Source organism: Ruoffia sp. FAM 26255 (genome assembly GCF_045528525.1).
GTDB classification, from domain to species: Bacteria; Bacillota; Bacilli; order Lactobacillales; family Aerococcaceae; genus Ruoffia; species Ruoffia tabacinasalis.
On sequence record NZ_JBGQQX010000044.1, the window covers coordinates 1 to 17,975 of the forward strand.

At 37.1% G+C, this 17,975-nt stretch carries 14 protein-coding genes, 2 pseudogenes and 1 riboswitch; of the genes and pseudogenes, 6 read left to right on the forward strand and 10 right to left on the reverse strand.

Annotation, left to right across the window (positions count from 1 at the left end):
- Positions 1-112: pseudogene (locus ACEN31_RS08660) on the forward strand (IS30 family transposase); the annotation flags it as partial.
- Positions 109-264 carry a hypothetical protein gene (locus ACEN31_RS08665; RefSeq protein ID WP_407109191.1) on the forward strand — a complete coding sequence of 52 codons (156 nt, stop codon included), beginning with the start codon at positions 109-111 and terminating at the stop codon, positions 262-264. The pseudogene ACEN31_RS08660 and the gene ACEN31_RS08665, both read left to right, overlap by 4 nt.
- 107 nt (positions 265-371) lie before the next feature.
- Here ACEN31_RS08665 and ACEN31_RS08670 read toward each other — a convergent pair whose 3' ends face one another.
- From ACEN31_RS08670 to ACEN31_RS08680, 3 genes are all read right to left on the reverse strand, one after another.
- On the reverse strand, positions 372-929 hold the full coding sequence (locus ACEN31_RS08670; protein ID WP_407109192.1) for a hypothetical protein: 558 nt from the start codon (positions 927-929) through the stop codon (positions 372-374).
- Between the two features lie 215 nt (positions 930-1,144).
- Entirely contained in the window at positions 1,145-2,320 is a 1,176-nt protein-coding gene (locus ACEN31_RS08675; protein WP_338489276.1) for a M20 family metallopeptidase, read from the reverse strand.
- A 24-nt stretch (positions 2,321-2,344) separates the two neighbouring features.
- Entirely contained in the window at positions 2,345-3,727 is a 1,383-nt protein-coding gene (locus ACEN31_RS08680; protein WP_407090385.1) for a YfcC family protein, read from the reverse strand.
- Positions 3,728-3,894: 167 nt separating this feature from the next.
- Positions 3,895-4,049, reverse strand: a riboswitch (Lysine riboswitch).
- A gap of 350 nt (positions 4,050-4,399) precedes the next feature.
- Here ACEN31_RS08680 and ACEN31_RS08685 point away from each other — a divergent pair.
- The 3 genes and pseudogenes from ACEN31_RS08685 (at position 4,400) to ACEN31_RS08695 (ending at position 6,609) form a co-directional block, all read left to right on the forward strand.
- Positions 4,400-4,711, forward strand: a complete 312-nt coding sequence (locus ACEN31_RS08685; protein WP_407109193.1) for a cation:dicarboxylate symporter family transporter — start codon at positions 4,400-4,402, stop codon at positions 4,709-4,711.
- A gap of 38 nt (positions 4,712-4,749) precedes the next feature.
- Positions 4,750-5,327: pseudogene (locus ACEN31_RS08690) on the forward strand (cation:dicarboxylate symporter family transporter).
- Positions 5,328-5,436: 109 nt separating this feature from the next.
- Entirely contained in the window at positions 5,437-6,609 is a 1,173-nt protein-coding gene (locus ACEN31_RS08695; RefSeq protein ID WP_407109194.1) for an iron-containing alcohol dehydrogenase, read from the forward strand.
- 56 nt (positions 6,610-6,665) lie between these two features.
- On the opposite strand, the gene ACEN31_RS08700 is transcribed toward ACEN31_RS08695, so the two are convergent.
- Positions 6,666-7,835, reverse strand: a complete 1,170-nt coding sequence (locus ACEN31_RS08700) for a cation diffusion facilitator family transporter (protein WP_407109195.1) — start codon at positions 7,833-7,835, stop codon at positions 6,666-6,668.
- 606 nt (positions 7,836-8,441) lie between these two features.
- Between ACEN31_RS08700 and ACEN31_RS08705 the strand changes: the two genes are divergently transcribed.
- On the forward strand, positions 8,442-10,379 hold the full coding sequence (locus ACEN31_RS08705) for a glycoside hydrolase family 3 N-terminal domain-containing protein (RefSeq protein ID WP_407109196.1): 1,938 nt from the start codon (positions 8,442-8,444) through the stop codon (positions 10,377-10,379).
- 90 nt (positions 10,380-10,469) lie between these two features.
- Here ACEN31_RS08705 and ACEN31_RS08710 read toward each other — a convergent pair whose 3' ends face one another.
- From ACEN31_RS08710 to ACEN31_RS08735, 6 genes are all read right to left on the reverse strand, one after another.
- Positions 10,470-11,600, reverse strand: coding sequence for a tyramine oxidase subunit B (locus tag ACEN31_RS08710; RefSeq protein ID WP_407109197.1), 1,131 nt, complete (start codon positions 11,598-11,600; stop codon positions 10,470-10,472).
- Positions 11,601-11,691: 91 nt separating this feature from the next.
- Positions 11,692-13,062: a CapA family protein gene (locus tag ACEN31_RS08715; protein WP_407109198.1), complete on the reverse strand. Its 1,371-nt coding sequence runs from the start codon at positions 13,060-13,062 to the stop codon at positions 11,692-11,694.
- Positions 13,063-13,085: 23 nt separating this feature from the next.
- On the reverse strand, positions 13,086-13,931 hold the full coding sequence (locus tag ACEN31_RS08720) for a hypothetical protein (protein ID WP_407109199.1): 846 nt from the start codon (positions 13,929-13,931) through the stop codon (positions 13,086-13,088).
- A gap of 161 nt (positions 13,932-14,092) precedes the next feature.
- Positions 14,093-15,589, reverse strand: a complete 1,497-nt coding sequence (locus ACEN31_RS08725) for a PTS transporter subunit EIIC (RefSeq protein WP_407109200.1) — start codon at positions 15,587-15,589, stop codon at positions 14,093-14,095.
- A gap of 2 nt (positions 15,590-15,591) precedes the next feature.
- Positions 15,592-16,494 (reverse strand): N-acetylmuramic acid 6-phosphate etherase, encoded by a 903-nt coding sequence (gene murQ / locus ACEN31_RS08730; protein ID WP_407109201.1) that lies wholly within the window; start codon positions 16,492-16,494, stop codon positions 15,592-15,594.
- 4 nt (positions 16,495-16,498) lie between these two features.
- Entirely contained in the window at positions 16,499-17,566 is a 1,068-nt protein-coding gene (locus ACEN31_RS08735; RefSeq protein ID WP_407109202.1) for a DUF871 domain-containing protein, read from the reverse strand.
- Positions 17,567-17,975: the final 409 nt, after the last annotated feature.

Consider the following 17,975-nt stretch of genomic DNA (forward strand, 5'->3'; position numbering starts at 1 on the left):
ATCGATTGCACACAAACGGAACACGATTCCACGGAAATCCTTACACTACCGAACACCGTTGGAAGTATTTTTGAGTTACTTAGATGAAGCAGTTTTGTCTAGCTTAATTTGACAAATCAAAATATTAAAAAAGGTGATATTGAAAACGGTAAAAATCATTGTGATAAAGTCATTAGCATTCTTGTTCACTTTGAAGAATATGAGAATGCCAATCATAAGCAAGAAGAAGTGGACCAATTACTTCAAGAAATTGAAGATGAATAAAAAAGCAATTCGATGGAGTACACTAGCATTGTAGGTACAGCTATCGAATTGCTTTTTCTTTAAATTAATTATTCAATATTAAATATCAAATCCGTTTGAAACTTTAACTACTCCACTAACACAAAGTCATAGGAATTATATTCCAATGTACTATCTTCTTTACGAGTGAACTCAATGAGATCTTCATTAAACAGTTTTACACGAATCGTCTCATCAGACTCGACAATCTCTGGGTTGGAAATAGTGAATACGACATTCCCCATAGGGTCAATGGATGAATATATTCCGGATGACGCATGTTGAATTTGTTGAATCACATTAAAAACAGTCGGATTATTTTCTAAATCGAGTTGATCTTCAATCGCGTTAAAACTAACTCCTAACTCGTCTTGTAAGGCTTGTAAATCATCAGACTCGGTATTTGGATCCACTTGAGCAAGCAAGGCTTCATCTGTATGCTTAGATAATAACAGTATAATTTCCCTTGCCTCAGCTGCTTCATTATTTACTGTTATTTGAACATTGTCTGGCGTAAAGAAAATATGACTGATCGGACTTTCTTCATTATCACTGACATAACTTTGATTATCGTTGGCAGAGACGGGTGTTTGACTGATTAATAATAGTGACACAACTAGCAAGACGTACTTAACTATTTTTTTCATTAGAATATACAGCTCCTCTATAATTAGTATAAAAAACTAAACCTTCGTATCAAGTAACTTAACAGATGCCTATCGCAAACAATAAAAATGGTTAATATTGTTATGTTAATTATACACTATATATTATATTTTTTTCAGATTTTATTAATATTTATCCACAAAAAAAAGTATCAGCAAGAATAATCTCGCTGATACCAAAACTCAAAAATATTAAATTAGTTTACTTTTTCAATCTTGCTAAACTCTTCTTTAATCTCTGCCAATAGTTCTGGTTTTGTAATCACATCAAAACCTGTTCTAGCTAGAATCTCAACCGTGCGCATCATCGCTTTGTAACCAAATTCAGTACGAGTTGCTTCACGGAATTCAACGGTATGACCCGCAGTTGGTACACCATCTGTAATTTCGTAGTATGAATGGATAGATGGGACAACTTGGCTGACATTTCCCATATCGATGGAACCTGATAAGTCTTCACCCGCATCGATCATTTCGATTCCTAAATCTGCTGCGTTAGCGTTATATGTATCACTTAATTTTTGGTTCGTGATCATATTATAGTATGACTTTTCAAAATAGTTATATTTCATTGTCGTACCTGCTGCACTTGATGCTGCTTCAGCGCTTCGGATAACCATATCTTTCACTTCTTGTAAGTAATTAATATCTAGAGAACGAACATAGAATTGAACACGAGTGTATTCCGGAATAATATTGGCTGCGACACCGCCTTCAGCGATAATTCCATGAACACGTGCATCTGGACGTAATTGTTGACGACCCGCGTTCACCATATTGAACATATTAATGGCAGCATCTAAAGCGTTAATTCCTTCCCAAGGAGCACCAGCCGCGTGAGCTGTTTTTCCAAAGAATTCAAATTCTAAAGCTTCCATCGCAAGCGATACATTACTCATTAAGTTTTGATCAGAGGGATGTGTACATAAAGCGACATCCACATCGTCAAACGTATCAGCATTAGCCATATCAACTTTAACACCATCAGTTTCTTCAGCCGGCGTTCCTAGAACTACGACGCGCCCACCTGTTTCACCAACGACTTTAGATAAGGCAATTCCTGCACCCGTATCTACAGTCCCAAGCATGTTGTGACCACAGCCGTGACCAATGCCTGGAAGTGCATCATATTCTGATAAATAGGCAACTGTTGGCCCCTCTTTACCTGAATCAAAGGTTGCTTTAAACGCCGTATCGAATCCTAAGTATGGATACTCAACGTCAAAGCCATGTTTTCTTAATAAATCAACATGGGCTTGTGATGATTTATATTCGTTTAATCCTAGTTCAGGATTTTCATAAATATAATCACTTAAACCTTGTAATTCCTCGCGCATTTCTGAAACGATTTCGTGTAATTGTTCTTTTGACATATAATATTTCCCCTTTCGAAATTTCTAAAATGGTCCGTAGCCGACTAATTGTGCAAAGATAATAAAGACTAGACCAATCGCTAACCAAATACCCATTAAAGGCATGGCGAATTTAACCCATTTTTTGTAAGGAATATCTGCAATTGCTAATTGAGCCATTAAGATTCCTGACATCGGCATAATTGAATCTAGGAAGCCGTTCCCTAATTGGTAACTTAATACTGCAGTTTGGCGTGTGACATCTAAAGCATCTGCTAAAGGTACCATAATTGGCATTGTAACAGCCGCTTGTCCACTACCTGAACTAATAAAGAAGTTAATAATAATTTGAACGACGTACATACCAGCCGCTGATAAGACAGACGGTAAGTTTGAAATTGCACCCGTTAAACCATTAATCAATGTATCTAAGATCATCGCGTCTTCCATAATAATCACTAAACTTTGTGCTAATCCAACAATTAACGCTGCATACATCATATCTTTAGCACCTTCAATGAAGTTATCTGCTAAATCTCCTGGTCTCATTCCATAGATTAGACCACTAATTAAGCCCATACCTAAGAATACAGCACCTATCTCAGTTATAAACCAGCCTAAGCTCATAACACCGTATGCTATAACAACAAAGCCACCAACAAAAACAGCTGCAATAATCTTCTGTTTAGTTGTGAATTCGATGTTTTCAGTTGTGTTTAAATCTTGAAAGTCCGCATGATTTCTTGCTTTCATTTCCTCATCATAAACGATACTATTTGTTAAATCAGCTTTGACACGTTTACCATAAATAATTAAATATAAAGACGTTACAATCCATAATACGGTAAACAGGACTAATCTCAATTCAATACCTGAGAATAAGGGTAATTCCGCGATCGATTGTGCTACCCCAACTGAGAATGGATTCATGAAGCCAGATGTAAACCCAACTCCTGCTCCAAGCCCAATCATTCCGACCCCGATAAGTGAGTCATAACCAATCGCTCGCGCTAATGACACACCTAAAGCAATAAAGACAATTGTCTCTTCACTCAAGCCAATCGTTGAACCTGCTAATCCCATAATTAGTACCACAACAGGAATGACTAAAGCTTCTTTACCTTTTAATGAACTAACAATTCGACTTAAAGCCGATTCGATCATTCCGGTTTTATTAATAATTAAAAATGACCCACCTGTGACAAATAAGAAGTAAGAGATATCTTGTGTTCGAGCGAAACCTCTTGGAATACTCTTCAACACTTCAAAGATACCTTGAGGATTACTTGCAACATGTGCGAATGAATCTGGATTAATAATTTCACGTTCTCCAACCATTACTCGCTCAAATTCCCCTGCTGGGACAATCCAAGAAAGGATGGCAGCAATAATAATAAAACTAAACAATAATACATATGTATGTGGCATCCGGACTCTTCCTAATGCCTTGAATATATTTTTCACTTTGTTCCTCCATTTATTTTGAACACTTTACAGCAGGGTGAGCGAATTACTACATTGCACTTTTAAAAAATGTATATAAAAAAGCTGCGAGCAAAAGCTCACAGCCAGAATTTGACAGGTTCTTTTGCCCACAACACAGCACGCTCACCTACGTAGAGTTTGGGCAACCCTACAAGACAGTGATAGACTTATTCAATCTATCCCCAACATCAATTTGACATTTCGGCTAGCAATCCTTTCATCATTTCTGATTACTGATATTACAAGCGGCCTCAATACTGTATTGTTCTCTTATTTAATTTACTTGAGATAGAGTAACGCAAATCTCTGCCTTTGTCAAATTAATATTTCAAAGATTAAGAATTAGAATCAATTACTTTGATACTTGAATTTTATTTCATAAAATAGACTTATAGAGTCATGAGCATCGCTTGCTTCTTTCATTTTAAAATTATTTAAGGAGGAATAATATGATAAATCAACCCTTTTTTACAATTTTTTAAAAAATAAGTCATCGGTTCACGATCGGCGTGATCATTTTACTACTAGTCATTATTGGTATTATACGCAATATGTCAAAACGAAAAACTTCCTTTTCAATGCGGATGATGGTTGCTTTATTTTTAGGACTAGCCTATGGGAGGTATTGCTGCTGAGAGATTTCCACTATTCTTCTTAGAGTTAATTCCTAATAATATATTCTCAGTGATGACAACAAATAGTAGTATCGTATCTGTAGTAATTATAGGAGCATTCTTTGCGGCCTCTATTCGCTTCATGAGAAATATAAAACCTGATGCGATTAAAGCCTGTGATGAATTTCTACAATCTGCGCAAGTCGCTGTTAATAGTGTATTAACAAACGTGATTAAATTAATGCCTTACGGGATTTCAGCGCTTGTAGCAAATACGATTTTATCTCAAGGGATGGAGATTATTAGTATATGATTAACTTTATCTCAGCACTCTACTCTGCTGTCGTATTTATGTTACTCGTCTACGTTGTTATTCTCTTATTGGTTGGAGTGAATCCAATTAAATTCTATCGAAAAGCATTTCCTACAATGGTCCTAGGTTTCTCGGATCGTTCAAGTGTTGGTACATTACATATACAATTACGAATTTAGATGAAAACATCGGTGTCTCAGGACAAACAGCAAGCTTCGTTGCTACCCTGGGGTCAACGATTGGTATGAACGGATGTGCGGGTATCTTCCTAGCGGTCCTTGGTGTGATGTTTACTAATGCCACCGATGTTGACGTTAACATTTCAATCTTAGTTCTTTTAGTCACAGTTGTAACGATGGATTCTATCGGCATTGCCGGTGTACTGGGTACTGCAACTGTTGCTGCCACAGTCACATTGAACGGTATTGGCTAAGGCGCTTATGTTAGTAAGATTAGTGCCGTATTCGGTATTGACCCAATTGTAGATATGGTACGTACAATGTTAAACGTGACAAGTTCAATGGTCAGTGCGGTGGGTGTCGATCGATGGGAAGGTAACTTCGATATGGAACCATTCAACACACCTACAAAATCCGATTTCGAAGATATTGATTAATGATGATTTAACTTACCAAGTAGTTACTTGGTAAGTCTTTTTAATTGCTAATTGAAAGCGAGGTCTTGTACAATAAAAATAACACAACATACAAATGGAGGTTTGTTATATGCGAGCATTTAATTGCGATATTCCAACTAAAGTTTACTTTGGTGAAGGTAAAATTAAACATTTACCTGATTTAATAAAACAATTCGGAAACAAAGTTTTACTCACTTATGGTGGCGGGAGTATTAAGCGAAATGGTATCTATGACGAGGTGCAAGATTTACTAAAAGGTTGTGAGATTTTTGAACTCAGTGGCATTGACCCTAATCCTCGGATTGAAACGGTTCGTGAAGGTGCAAAAATCTGTAAAGAGAATGATATTGATGTCATCTTAGCCGTAGGTGGTGGTTCAACCATCGATTGTTCTAAAGTTATTGCGGCAGCTGCCAAATACGACGGCGATGCCTGGGACTTAGTTATGGATGGCAGTTTAATTACAGATGCGCTACCTTTAGTAGATATTTTGACACTTTCAGCAACAGGGACTGAGATGAATTTTAACGCTGTTATTACAAACTTCGATGTAAAGATGAAGCAAGGAACAGCAAGCAAACATCTATACCCATATGCTTCTATCCTGGATCCAACTTATACATATACTGTGCCCGCTAACCAAACTGCTGCTGGTACGGCAGACATTATGTCTCATACGTTTGAGAACTACTTTCAAGAAGAAGACAATGCCTTTATTACTGATGGCTTAAGTGAGTCCATCTTACGTGCCACTATTAAATACTTACCGATAGCGTTAGAAGATCCTGAGAACTATGAAGCGCGTTCGAATTTAATGTGGGCGTCAACCGTAGCATTAAACGGCTTAACATCGATGGGTAAAGGTGGCGGTTGGACAACTCACCCAATTGAACATTACTTATCTGCTTACTACGATATTACCCATGCCGTCGGATTAGCCATTCTAACACCGCGCTGGATGAAATATATCTTAAGTGACAAAACCGTGGACCGTTTTGCGAGATATGCAAACAAAGTATGGGATATTGAAGAAACCGATGATAAGTTCGCAATGGCTGAAGAAGCGATTGAAAAGACTTATCAATTCTTCGTCGATAACGGTTTACCTATGACTCTTCCAGAAGTAGGTATTGAAACGGATGAACATTTCGAAGAAATGGCCAAAGGACCTGCCGAACGCTTATCACGTGCTTACGTTCCTTTAAACCCAGATGATGTTGTTGAAATTTTAAATCGCTGTATGACAGAAGGTTACGAATAATAACTTAAAAGACACTCTTTCGTTTACTAAAAGTATCCGAAGGAGTGTCTTCATATTTAAACTTCTTTTAACAAATCAAGTCGATCAAATTCTATGACTAATTCATAAGCACCGATGTATGAATGAATCTTCTCTTGGATCATTGAGAATAATTCCTCATTTGTTTCCTCCACGCCATCAGGAATAACTACATCAAAAGTGATATGACTTCGATGATTTTTACTATCTACTTTAAAATCATGAAACTTTAAATCTAATTGAAATGATTTAAGAATTTCTTTAACTTGACGGTAAATAGCTGTATATTCTTCATTTTGTATCGCAATTGGGTCAACGTGACAGACTAATTCTACCCCTAATTTCGCTTCAAAGTCTGCTTCAATTTGATCAATTACTTGATGTGAGTAAGTTAAATCCCAACTATCGTCAATTTCAATATGAATCGTCGCAAAGGTTTTGTTTGGTCCATAATTATGCACAAGTAAATCATGGTAGCCTACGATTGAATCATACTCATCCAATAAAGTCTTCATTGCTTGGATTTCATCTTTGGAAGGACTTGTCCCTAATAAATCACTAATCGAGTCATTAATTGCCTGAATACCACTATAAACGATGATCACAGATAACAAGGCACCCGCGTAACCATCGATTTGCCAACCCGTCACCGTCTCAACGGTCGCGGACACGAGTACGATTAAAGTTACAAAGACATCATTCATACTATCTTGTGCCGCACTATGTAATGTATTGGAATGAATAGCCTTGGCAGCCGTCTTGTAAAAATTCCCTTGTATAATCTTAACTAGAATTGACACAACTAATAAAATAAAGACTAGTGGTGAGGCATTTAGAGGCGTTGGATTCATGATTTGTTTAATCGAAGACGTGAAAAATTGAAAACCAACATAAATGATAACAACAGAAATTAATAAGCCCGTAATATATTCTGATCGTTCATGTCCGTAAGGATGTTCTTTATCAGCTGGTTTAGAAGCTGCTCTAAAACCGAATAAGGTTAATAAAGAAGACGCAGAATCGCCTAAGTTATTCATCCCGTCCGTAATAATCGAAATACTGCCTGATATTGTCCCCGCCAGCAATTTAATTCCAAATAATACAAAGTTAGAGATTAAGCCCACTCGTCCAGCTAAGATTCCTGCTTTCGTTCGAGCTACTCCATTGGCTTGCTTACTTAAAAAACGTTCAATTAATCCTTTAAACATAATGCGCCTCACTTTTCATAACGTTAATATCCATTATATCAAATCTCAATATCCATTTAAAAGAATTATAAAATTCCAACCAAAATAAAAAAGCATTCATAAAACGAATTCGTTCTACAAATGCTGTAACATTCAGTTATGACCATATTCCACTAATTCAAAATGAACGTATTTATTATCAATGATTAAATATTCAGGATTAACAATATCTAAACTAAAACTAGGGAATGATTGGCCATCGAAAAATTTTATCTCTAGATATTGTTGATGAGGATGTGAATTTCTTTAATCAATGAATTCTCATTTGTCACTTCGTATCTACCAAATAAATTTTCCTGGGCACTAACATCTGCTGGAATAACTACAAAACCGAATAATACAGAAACGAATACAATTTTTCATCTTTATCCTTCATAACTTGAAATTTTTATCAAAAGTCAATTGGATTTTCCTGATTCTAATCTAATAATACCACATAAATAATCGGTTGTTATAGTGGTTATCACTCGGTTGGAAAGCGCTTATATGTTATCATTTAATATATACAATATAGCGGTGGTGAAAGTTACAGTAAGACTTTTAAATTAACTTATAAAGGAGAATATGATGAAAAAACTCACGAGATTATTTCTAGCAGGAATGCTATTGTTAAACATCACAATGCCCTACTATTCTGCACAAGCAGAATCTGAAGATAGTAATAATGGCGTCGACGAGATCATCGCAAATATGACTCTCGAAGAGAAAGTCGTTCAAACGCTCATGCCAGACTTTAGAAATTGGGAAGTCGATGGTGAAGAAGTAGGCGTGACTGAATTAAACGATGATATTCGTCAAATCTTTGCCGACTATCAATTTGGTGGTGTCATTTTATTTGCTGAAAATGTGGTTGAAACAGAACAAACAGCCCGACTCGTCTATCAAATGCAAGCCTCTCAAGTTGAAAGTGATCACTTACCTCTTCTCATTGGAATTGACCAAGAAGGTGGAATCGTGAACCGTTTGGGTTCGGGAACTCAATTACCGGGTAATATGGCGCTAGGAGCAACAAATGACCCAGAATACTCGAAACTAGCTGGTGACATTATTGGGAGTGAACTTGAAGCCTTAGGTATCAATGTAAACTTTGCTCCATCGGTTGATATAAATAACAACCCCAAAAACCCAGTCATCGGTTTACGTTCATTCTCCTCTGATCCCGAGATCGTTTCTGAACATGGCTTGAGTTATATCGAAGGGATTAAAGAACATAACGTCGCTGTTGCGGCGAAGCATTTTCCAGGACATGGAGATACCGATGTCGATTCTCACTTCGGCTTACCTGTCGTTGATAAAAGTTTCGATGAATTGATGAATAATGAATTACTTCCTTTCAAAGCTGTGATGGATGCAGACACTGATATGATTATGACAGCACATATCCAGTTCCCACAACTAGAATCAGAGATGAAAGTATCGGAAGAGGATGGTTCTGATATCTTATTACCTGCCACACTCTCTCCAGCAATCTTAACAGATCTAGTTCGTGATGAGATGGCTTATGAAGGCATTGTAATCACAGATGCTTTAAATATGGAAGCTATAGCAAATAACTTTGGTGAGGTTGAAACTTCGATCTTATCTAAAAAAGCTGGCGCAGATATATTATTGATGCCTGTCATTATTAGATCCAATGACGATCTTGCTTTGCTAGATGAGGTGATTCAAGGTCTTGTTGACGCAGTTGAAAGTGAAGAAATCCCCATGGATAATATCGACAATTCAGTCCGTCGCATTTTAACGCTTAAGGATGAATTAGGTTTACTTGAGGATGATTTCTTAAATCAGTCTGAAGATGATGTCGTTGCGAATGCAACAGAAATTGTTGGCTCTGAGATGAATCGTGCCAATGAACGTGAAATCTCCAATCATGCTGTCACTTTAATTGAAAATACACAAGCTGCTTTACCGATTCAACCAGAAGCGGATGATCATGTATTATTTTTTACAGCGGATCCAAATCAAGTTCCTGGAACTGAGTTCAGTATAGAGCGGATGCGATTAGAAGAATCACTCTCATCTGACTTTACGTATGAAGTATTGACTTATAATGAGGAAAGTCAATTCACTGACTTTGCGGATGCAATCTCACAAGCCAGTCATGTCGTTGTATACACTAGTATGGTAGATGAATCCTCTCTTGCTGCTGATAACTTTAGAACAGCAATTCCACAAGAAATATTCACGTATGCAAAAGAACAAGGCATTCCAACGGTGCAAGTAAGTATTAACAAACCATATGATGCCGTAAACTTTACTGATAATGATGCAATATTAATTTCTTATGGATATAACGGTATGGACCCAACGGAAGGCGGACAAGAGCCCGTCGCATCATTCGGTCCGAACATTCCTGCTGTGGTTGAAGTCATCTTTGGTGTCACTTCTTCTGAAGAAGGACCAACAGGTCAATTGCCTGTTGATTTACCAGTCATCGAGGACGGCGTGTTGTCGCCAACTGAAGTGGCATACCCCGTTGGTTATCATTCTGAAGATTGGAATTAATCAAAAGTAACTATACAAAAAATCTCCTACCCACAGTGGGTAGGAGATTTTTATATTTATATTTACAGGCATACTAAAGAATGATTTTCTTTATCTCGCTTGAAACGCTGTTTCCCATAAATTAAGTTTTGTTCCGATATCTTTTTCTAAGGCATTTTGATAAACTTGGTAACCCCAAGCAATATCATATAAAGGTTGGCCACCTAAAGCAAAGATGATAATATCATCGTCATTCTCACGTGCATGAACGTTACCTTTAATAATATCACCTACGTTCATAATAATGTCACTCGTCATGCGATCTTCATAAATCCAGTCTAGGAATAATCGACCTAAAACGCCCATCTCAAGCGTGTTATATGGATAGACATCTTCGTATTTCACTTCTTCATACATCTTCCAATTATCGACAACTAAGCGAACATTATTAATGACAAAGTCTGGATCAAAGTTCCCTGAAGAAGATCCGATAATTAAAGCACCTGGTTTAATCCATTCACTCTCAATCTTAGGATTTGCTTCTCCAGAAGTTGCTAAGTTTAAGATATCCGTCTCTCTCACAGCATCTTCAATCGAATGGACAATTTGTATCGATACATTTGGGAATTTTTCTTCTAAATCTTCCTTCAGAATCTGTGATTGAGATTCATCCACATCATAGATCTTAAACACTTCGGCGTTTTTCGCTTCTAAAAGTAATGCGATAGCAGTTGAACTCCCAATCGCACCCGCACCTAAGACTGCAACCACTTTTGAATCTGGCTTAGCAAGGTAGCGCACACCTACGCCCGGAATTGCCCCAGTTCGCCAAGCACTCAGTAAATTAGCTGACATAAAGGCTAATGGTGCACCTGTATCGGCATCATTCAGATTCATTGTGAGAATCGAACGCGGTAGGTTTTTATCTTTATTATCAAGGTTTGAACCATACCACTTACATCCAGCGATACGATATTCACCACCTAGATAGGCTGGCATCGCACAAAATCGACGGTCTGGACCATTGGCCGGCATACTTTTATGCTCAGGTTCATCTGGGAATGAGACAACCATTCCGTGAGAATTATTCTCTCTACCACCCATCCGGTAATCTTCTGTACTTAAGATTCCAAAAACATCTTCCATGACGTTAATACATTCTTGCATATTTAAAACGCCCGCATCAATCATATCTTGTTCATTTAAATATAAAAAATCAATTCGCCCATCTTGAGTCATCATTAAAATCCCCTTATAAATTTAGTTTAAATATTAGAATTATATTACAACAACTCAAAGGAAATGTAAAATAATAGCTAATACAGCATTCCGTCTATCTAAAAGTATCTATTGTTTCCTCAGTCGCTTCCGTTTCTAAATGAGTTACAAACTCAAAATCATCCACGTAAATATGCATACGTTCATCAATCGTATCCCACCATAGTTGGCCATCGGGAATTTGATGTAAGTCGATATCAGCAAATGGAACAACTTGATACATCTTCTCTGCTTCCACCCCCAAATTAAATATAGGCATGAACTTAGGATTCACAATATTCACTTCACCGGACTCATCGCGCTGAAACGTTACTTCAGTAATCCCGCCTTGCTTATTATCTAAATCTCTTTGTCCAGTTAAAAAACTAGCTTGAGAATATATAGCAAATGTTTCACCCCCGTTATACCAATCGACGGGTTGTAATACGTGTGGATGCCCACCTAAGATAAGTTTGGCACCAGCATCACTTAATGATTGAAACACATAAAATTGCTCTTCATTTGGTAATGTAGCGTATTCCTCTCCTAACTGTAAGCTCACAACGACCGCATCAACTTGTTCGGATAGTGCGTCCACTTCAGCAACCATTAAAGGAACATCAATTAAACTAATTAAATACTCTTCTCCAGCAGGTACGGGAATACCATTGGTTCCATAGGAATAATTTAAGAAGCCGACACTGATACCATTTGCTTCTATTATTCGGTTTGTATTATAATCTTCCCAAGATTCATAACTACCTACATACATCATATCCTCTTCTTGCAAGTTCTGAAGTGAATAGTGTGCCCCTTCACTGAACCAGTCAAGGGTATGATTTGTGGCATTACTTACGATATCAATACCAATTCTCTTCAGTGCAGTAATAATCTCACTCGGTGCATTAAACTGCGGATACCCTGACATTGGTAACTGCGGTGAAGCAGCAATCACTTCTAAATTAGCCATTGAAATATCAGCATATTCCAAATAAGGTTGAATATGAGCTAACATCGGCATAAAGTCATAGGCTGCCTCTTCATCAAAAAGGTCAGGTTCAAAACCTTCTTCAAGCATATTCGCCACAGTATCTTGATAGATTGGTGAGTAAGTGTCAGCTAAATAACTGACCCGGTCATGAATTAACACATCTCCGACTGATCTTAAGGTTAGCTCCCCTTCTTGTGATGGAAGTGTTTCTTTACCTTCTTTCATTGGTAAGTCTTCAAATAAAAACTCTTGCTCAATCGGTTCAACCGGCTCTTCCTCTATCTCTTCTTGAACACTTGCATTAATAACAGAAGATTGGCTAGCCATTTGAGTCGCTTCATTAGAAGTAGAATCTGCTTGTGTTGAATTAAAATAATTATAAATAAATAAGCCAACGATTGTCAGAATAAGTAAGCTTCCAATGATCGCTAACCACGTTTTTGTTTTTTTAGACATTCATTCTCTCCTTATTCGAATTTTTATTCTAAGTTGCCTGTTGAGATTTCTTCCACGCTTAAATCCTCCGCCACTGTGACTGTAATATGTTTACCCAACGGATCTTGCCAGATGAATGAGTGGCTATTCTCTTGAAGATTCTGAACATAAGTCCAGTTATCACCAACCACATCGATAACATCTTGAATATTCAGCTTATCACTTTGCTTTAATTCATCAATCTCAGCTTGTGTCACTGTTAAATTAGCACGACCATAATTAGCTTGGCCAACTTCTAATTGAATTAAATCTTTAGAAGCCCAGTCATATGTCATACTATACGTCCCAGTAATATAAGACATTTCATCTTGAATAAATTCAAAATAATAATCCTTATAATTTTCATCCACTTCTGAAAAACTTGGTAAAGCATCAGGATGATTGATTACTTCTTGAACTTTTTCTAAATCAGATTGTGAATCAGTTGTTTGTAATCTTTCAAACGTCGGATACAAATTACCATATAAGTAGTTCACTTGATTATTTTCATTCATTGAAACTGTAAGTTTAAAGGTATCTAGGGCTACCCACATATCATATTTGAGTGAATCTTCTTCATAGGTATACTCATCCCCAAATAACTCTATGACTTCATCAATGCCGATAATGCCATTAATATTATTACCTGAATCGATTACTTCAGTTACTTTGTCTAAGACATCTTTTATTTTGTTATAGATACTTTCTTTTGTTTCATCACTGAATTCGCCTTCGAGTATTTGTGTTGCCAAATCAGGGGAAACAGATGGACTTTCGCTTTGTTCTTCTGCATGAACCGTTTGGACGACAAGTAAATTTAATAATCCAAGTACTAATAAACGCTTCTTCATGACGTATTCTCCTTATCTTTTTGCCTTTCTTGTTGTGTTTTATAATTAATAGTTTACACTAACTAACAATACAATACGAATTTAATCCGGTGAATTCATATTGAACAAAAAAGACCTTAATGAGAATTAAATCTCATCAAGGTCAATGACTCGTTATCTAATTAGTTAAAGTCAGCTAACGGATCTTGTGCTTGTGAACCTGAACCTTGTAATTCAGTTGGTTCCATGGCTGATTTTGGTACTCCGAAGAAGTATGTAACGACAAAGCCACCAATATAAGCTGCAATTAAACCAATGACATATTGTAACCACTTATTATTAGCAATTAGTGGAATTAAAGCAACTCCACTTGGTCCAATCGCTGTTGCTCCAACACTTCCAAAGAAACCAATCACGGCACCACCAATACCTCCACCGATACAGGCTGTAATAAATGTTCTACCTAATGGTAAAGTGACAGCATAGATGAGTGGTTCACCGATTCCTAAGATACCAACAGGTAAAGCACCTTTAATCATATTTGTTAATTGTTTGTTCTCACGTGCTTTCATCCAAACAGCAATAGCTGCTCCTACTTGTCCTGCACCTGCCATCGCAAGAATAGGTAATAGGTTTGTCTGTCCCGTTGAGCTGATCATTTCAATATGAATAGGCGTTAAGACTTGATGTAAACCAAACATAACGAGTGGTAGGAAGAATGCACCTAATATAAAGCCTGAGAAGGCTCCACCAATATCTAGAACCCAATTTATGGATCCAACTAACGAGGATGAAATGACCCCGGCAACTGGCATGATGACAAAGATTGTTAATAAACCAACTACAAGTAATGCAATTGTTGGTGTAAAGATGATATCTAATGCATCCGGAATCACTTTTCTTACTGCTTTTTCAACATAAGATAAGATGAATACCGCAAAAATTACTCCGATTATCCCACCTTGACCTGCTAATAATGGCTCACCTGTAAAGATATTCATTAATGGGTTTTCTGGATTCATTCCTGATAAGTAAATGATTCCGGCAATAACTCCCCCTAAACCTTGAGTTGCGCCAAATACTTTGGCAGCGTTAATACCTACATAAATATTTAAGTAGCCGAATAAACCATTTTTAATAATATTTAGTATATCAACTGCATGACCCCAAGTGGCTGCATCGAGTTGACCAGCGGTAATCATGTTCTGGAAGATGGATGCAATCCCCCCAATAATACCGGCACCAACGAAGGCTGGTATTAACGGAACAAAGATACTAGCTATAGAGCGAGTAATACGTTTAAAGGCATTGTCATTTCCTTTTTTATATTTTTCTTTGTTCTCTTTTGTAATTTGTTCTGTACTTGCTCGTCCAGATGTTAATTCTGGGTCAAGGTTTTCATCGACAGCCGCACCTTTCACACTGCCTGACATACTCGCTAATTCAGTTGCTACTTTACTAGCTGTACCAGGTCCGACAACCACTTGTAAGTTATTCCCGTCTTGAACAACACCCATGACACCGTCAACTTTTTTCAATTCAACTTCATCGACGACACTTGGATCAACTAAATTAATCCGGACACGTGTCATACAATTATAAATATCAGTAGTGTTGTCTTTACCACCCATATGTTGGTATATCTCTTTAGCAATTAATTGTTCTTTTGTTGAATTCATTATTAGTCCCTCTCCTCTTTGATTGCTTCTTGTATAAATCCATCACTTTGAATCAATAAATCTATTGCACTATTCGAATCATTATTTGTTAATACCATAACAATGGCCACTTTAACGTTTTTATCTGCTTCGTGAAAAGCTTTTTCAGCCACTTCGTAGTCACATTCTGTTGCCTGCATAATAATTCGTTTGGACCGTTCTTCTAACTTTTCATTAGTTGGTTGTACGTCTATCATTAAGTTTTTGTACACTTTACCAATTTGTACCATTGAAACTGTTGATAACATATTTAAGATGAGCTTTTGAGCCGTTCCAGCTTTTAAACGTGTAGACCCGGTTAATACTTCTGCGCCTGCATCAACTTCAATCGCTACTTGGCTGTATTCACTGATTTCAGCGCCTTTGTTACAAGCAACCGATACCGTAGATGCCCCAACTTCTTGAGCATAAGCCAAACCACCTTTAACATAAGGTGTTCGACCACTTGCCGCAATTCCGACGACTGTATCTTTATCAGTTAATTTCAATTCTTTTAAATCATCTCGCCCAAACTCTGCAGAATCTTCCGCCCCTTCAACTGCTGATAACATGGCTTTTTCTCCACCCGCAATTAAACCAACGACCATCTCAGGCGGTGTACTAAAGGTTGGTACACATTCCGCTGCATCTAAGACCCCTAAGCGTCCGCTCGTCCCTGCTCCCATGTAAATTAAACGACCGTCTTGGTTAAAAGATTTTACGATTAATTTAATCGCTGCTTCTATTTGTGGTAAAACTTGTTCAATTGCTTCGGGTACACGGCGATCTTCCTGATTCATCAGTGCAATAGCTTCTTGAACGCTCATTTGGTCTAATGTCATCGAAGCTTCATTTCTCGTCTCTGTTGTTAGCTTGTCTAATTTCATCTATCTATCCTCTTTTCCATTGAATTTCAAACGGTTGTCCAGGTCTCATCGCCTCAAGTAAAAGATAATCACCCGATTGTATATAACCAATCACATTAACCCTTTCATCCGCTGGTAAATTCGTTTTGGTTATTTGAACTTCTCCTTCATATCGAAGATAATCGGAGTTATCAATCGTAATTGAACCTACCGGTCGTTCAGTCATCTGTTCCGGTTTAACAACGAAATCTCGTCTCGCCCTTGCTTCCTGACTACGAATGACATCGCGAGCTGCGTCCATTCTTTGAGTATGTCGCCCTTCAATATGTTTAAGTTGTTCGATAGTGTTGGAAGTCGCGACTGCTTCGAAATATAAGACTGTTTCATTTAAATATTTTTTCCACTGAATTTGACTATAAGTACTCATACCTGGGTCGCCAATATACACTTTATCAACGGAGGCTGTTTGCCTTAATTCAAGCGCACTCCCTAAAGACTGTTTGTAACGGTGGTCTTCTAAAGTTGGTAATCCTTCATATAAAGGTCCTCTCAAATCACTCTCTCCTGGTACAAAAGCCATGACCGAAATTCCTTGCTCTTTCAGCCACTTGTTCATATTAATAAACTCTACTTTATCTAAGCCCGTTTCAGGACGCGGATAATAATTATGCCAAGCCTCAATCGACGTGAAATCCACTTCTAACTCTTTTAAAATATTCAAATCTTCTGTGCTAATTGTACTCGCATTTAAAACAACATCTAGTTGCTCACTAATAAGTTTAATCTCTTCATGACTGACTCCATAATCGACTCGAATTCCAGTCACACCTAGTTCAATCAATGGAGTTAAATCTTTATAATAAATACCTAAGTTCTTTAAGGCGTCTCCAGAAACATCAACGACTAATTCCATTTCATAATCTTTTGCTACCGAACCTAATTGCCCTAATCGATCTAAATACAATTCAGAATCATCTTCAGGGATATGAATTGACGAGAAAATACCTTTAAAACCAATCTCATGCATGCGTCTTATGTACTGTTTAACTTCTTCTGTCACATCTTCATTTAAATATATTGAAATTCCATACATATCCTCACTCCATTGTAATCGTTTTCTAAACAAAGTATACAACTTATGAAATGAAATTTCAATACATATGTTGTGTTTTTATTCTGAATGAAATGAAATTACATTTCGATTGCATAAAGTTACTTTAGATAATTATTAACACGGACTTGAATATGATTTTATTAACATTAGAATCAAAGTTTAAAACTTTCTTATATGGAGGATATTAAGGAGTATATCGCAATTGGTGGGATGGGAATTAACGGATCGGCTGTTCTCACTTCTTATGCAAAAGAATTTAAAGGTGTGTTGTAAGATGAAACGCAACACTAAAAAAAGACATGAAGATTCGTTATACTTAAGTCACCACAACATAGTATAAGGAGAGAATCTTCATGTCACACACTCATTTTAACACAAAGAAATCTAA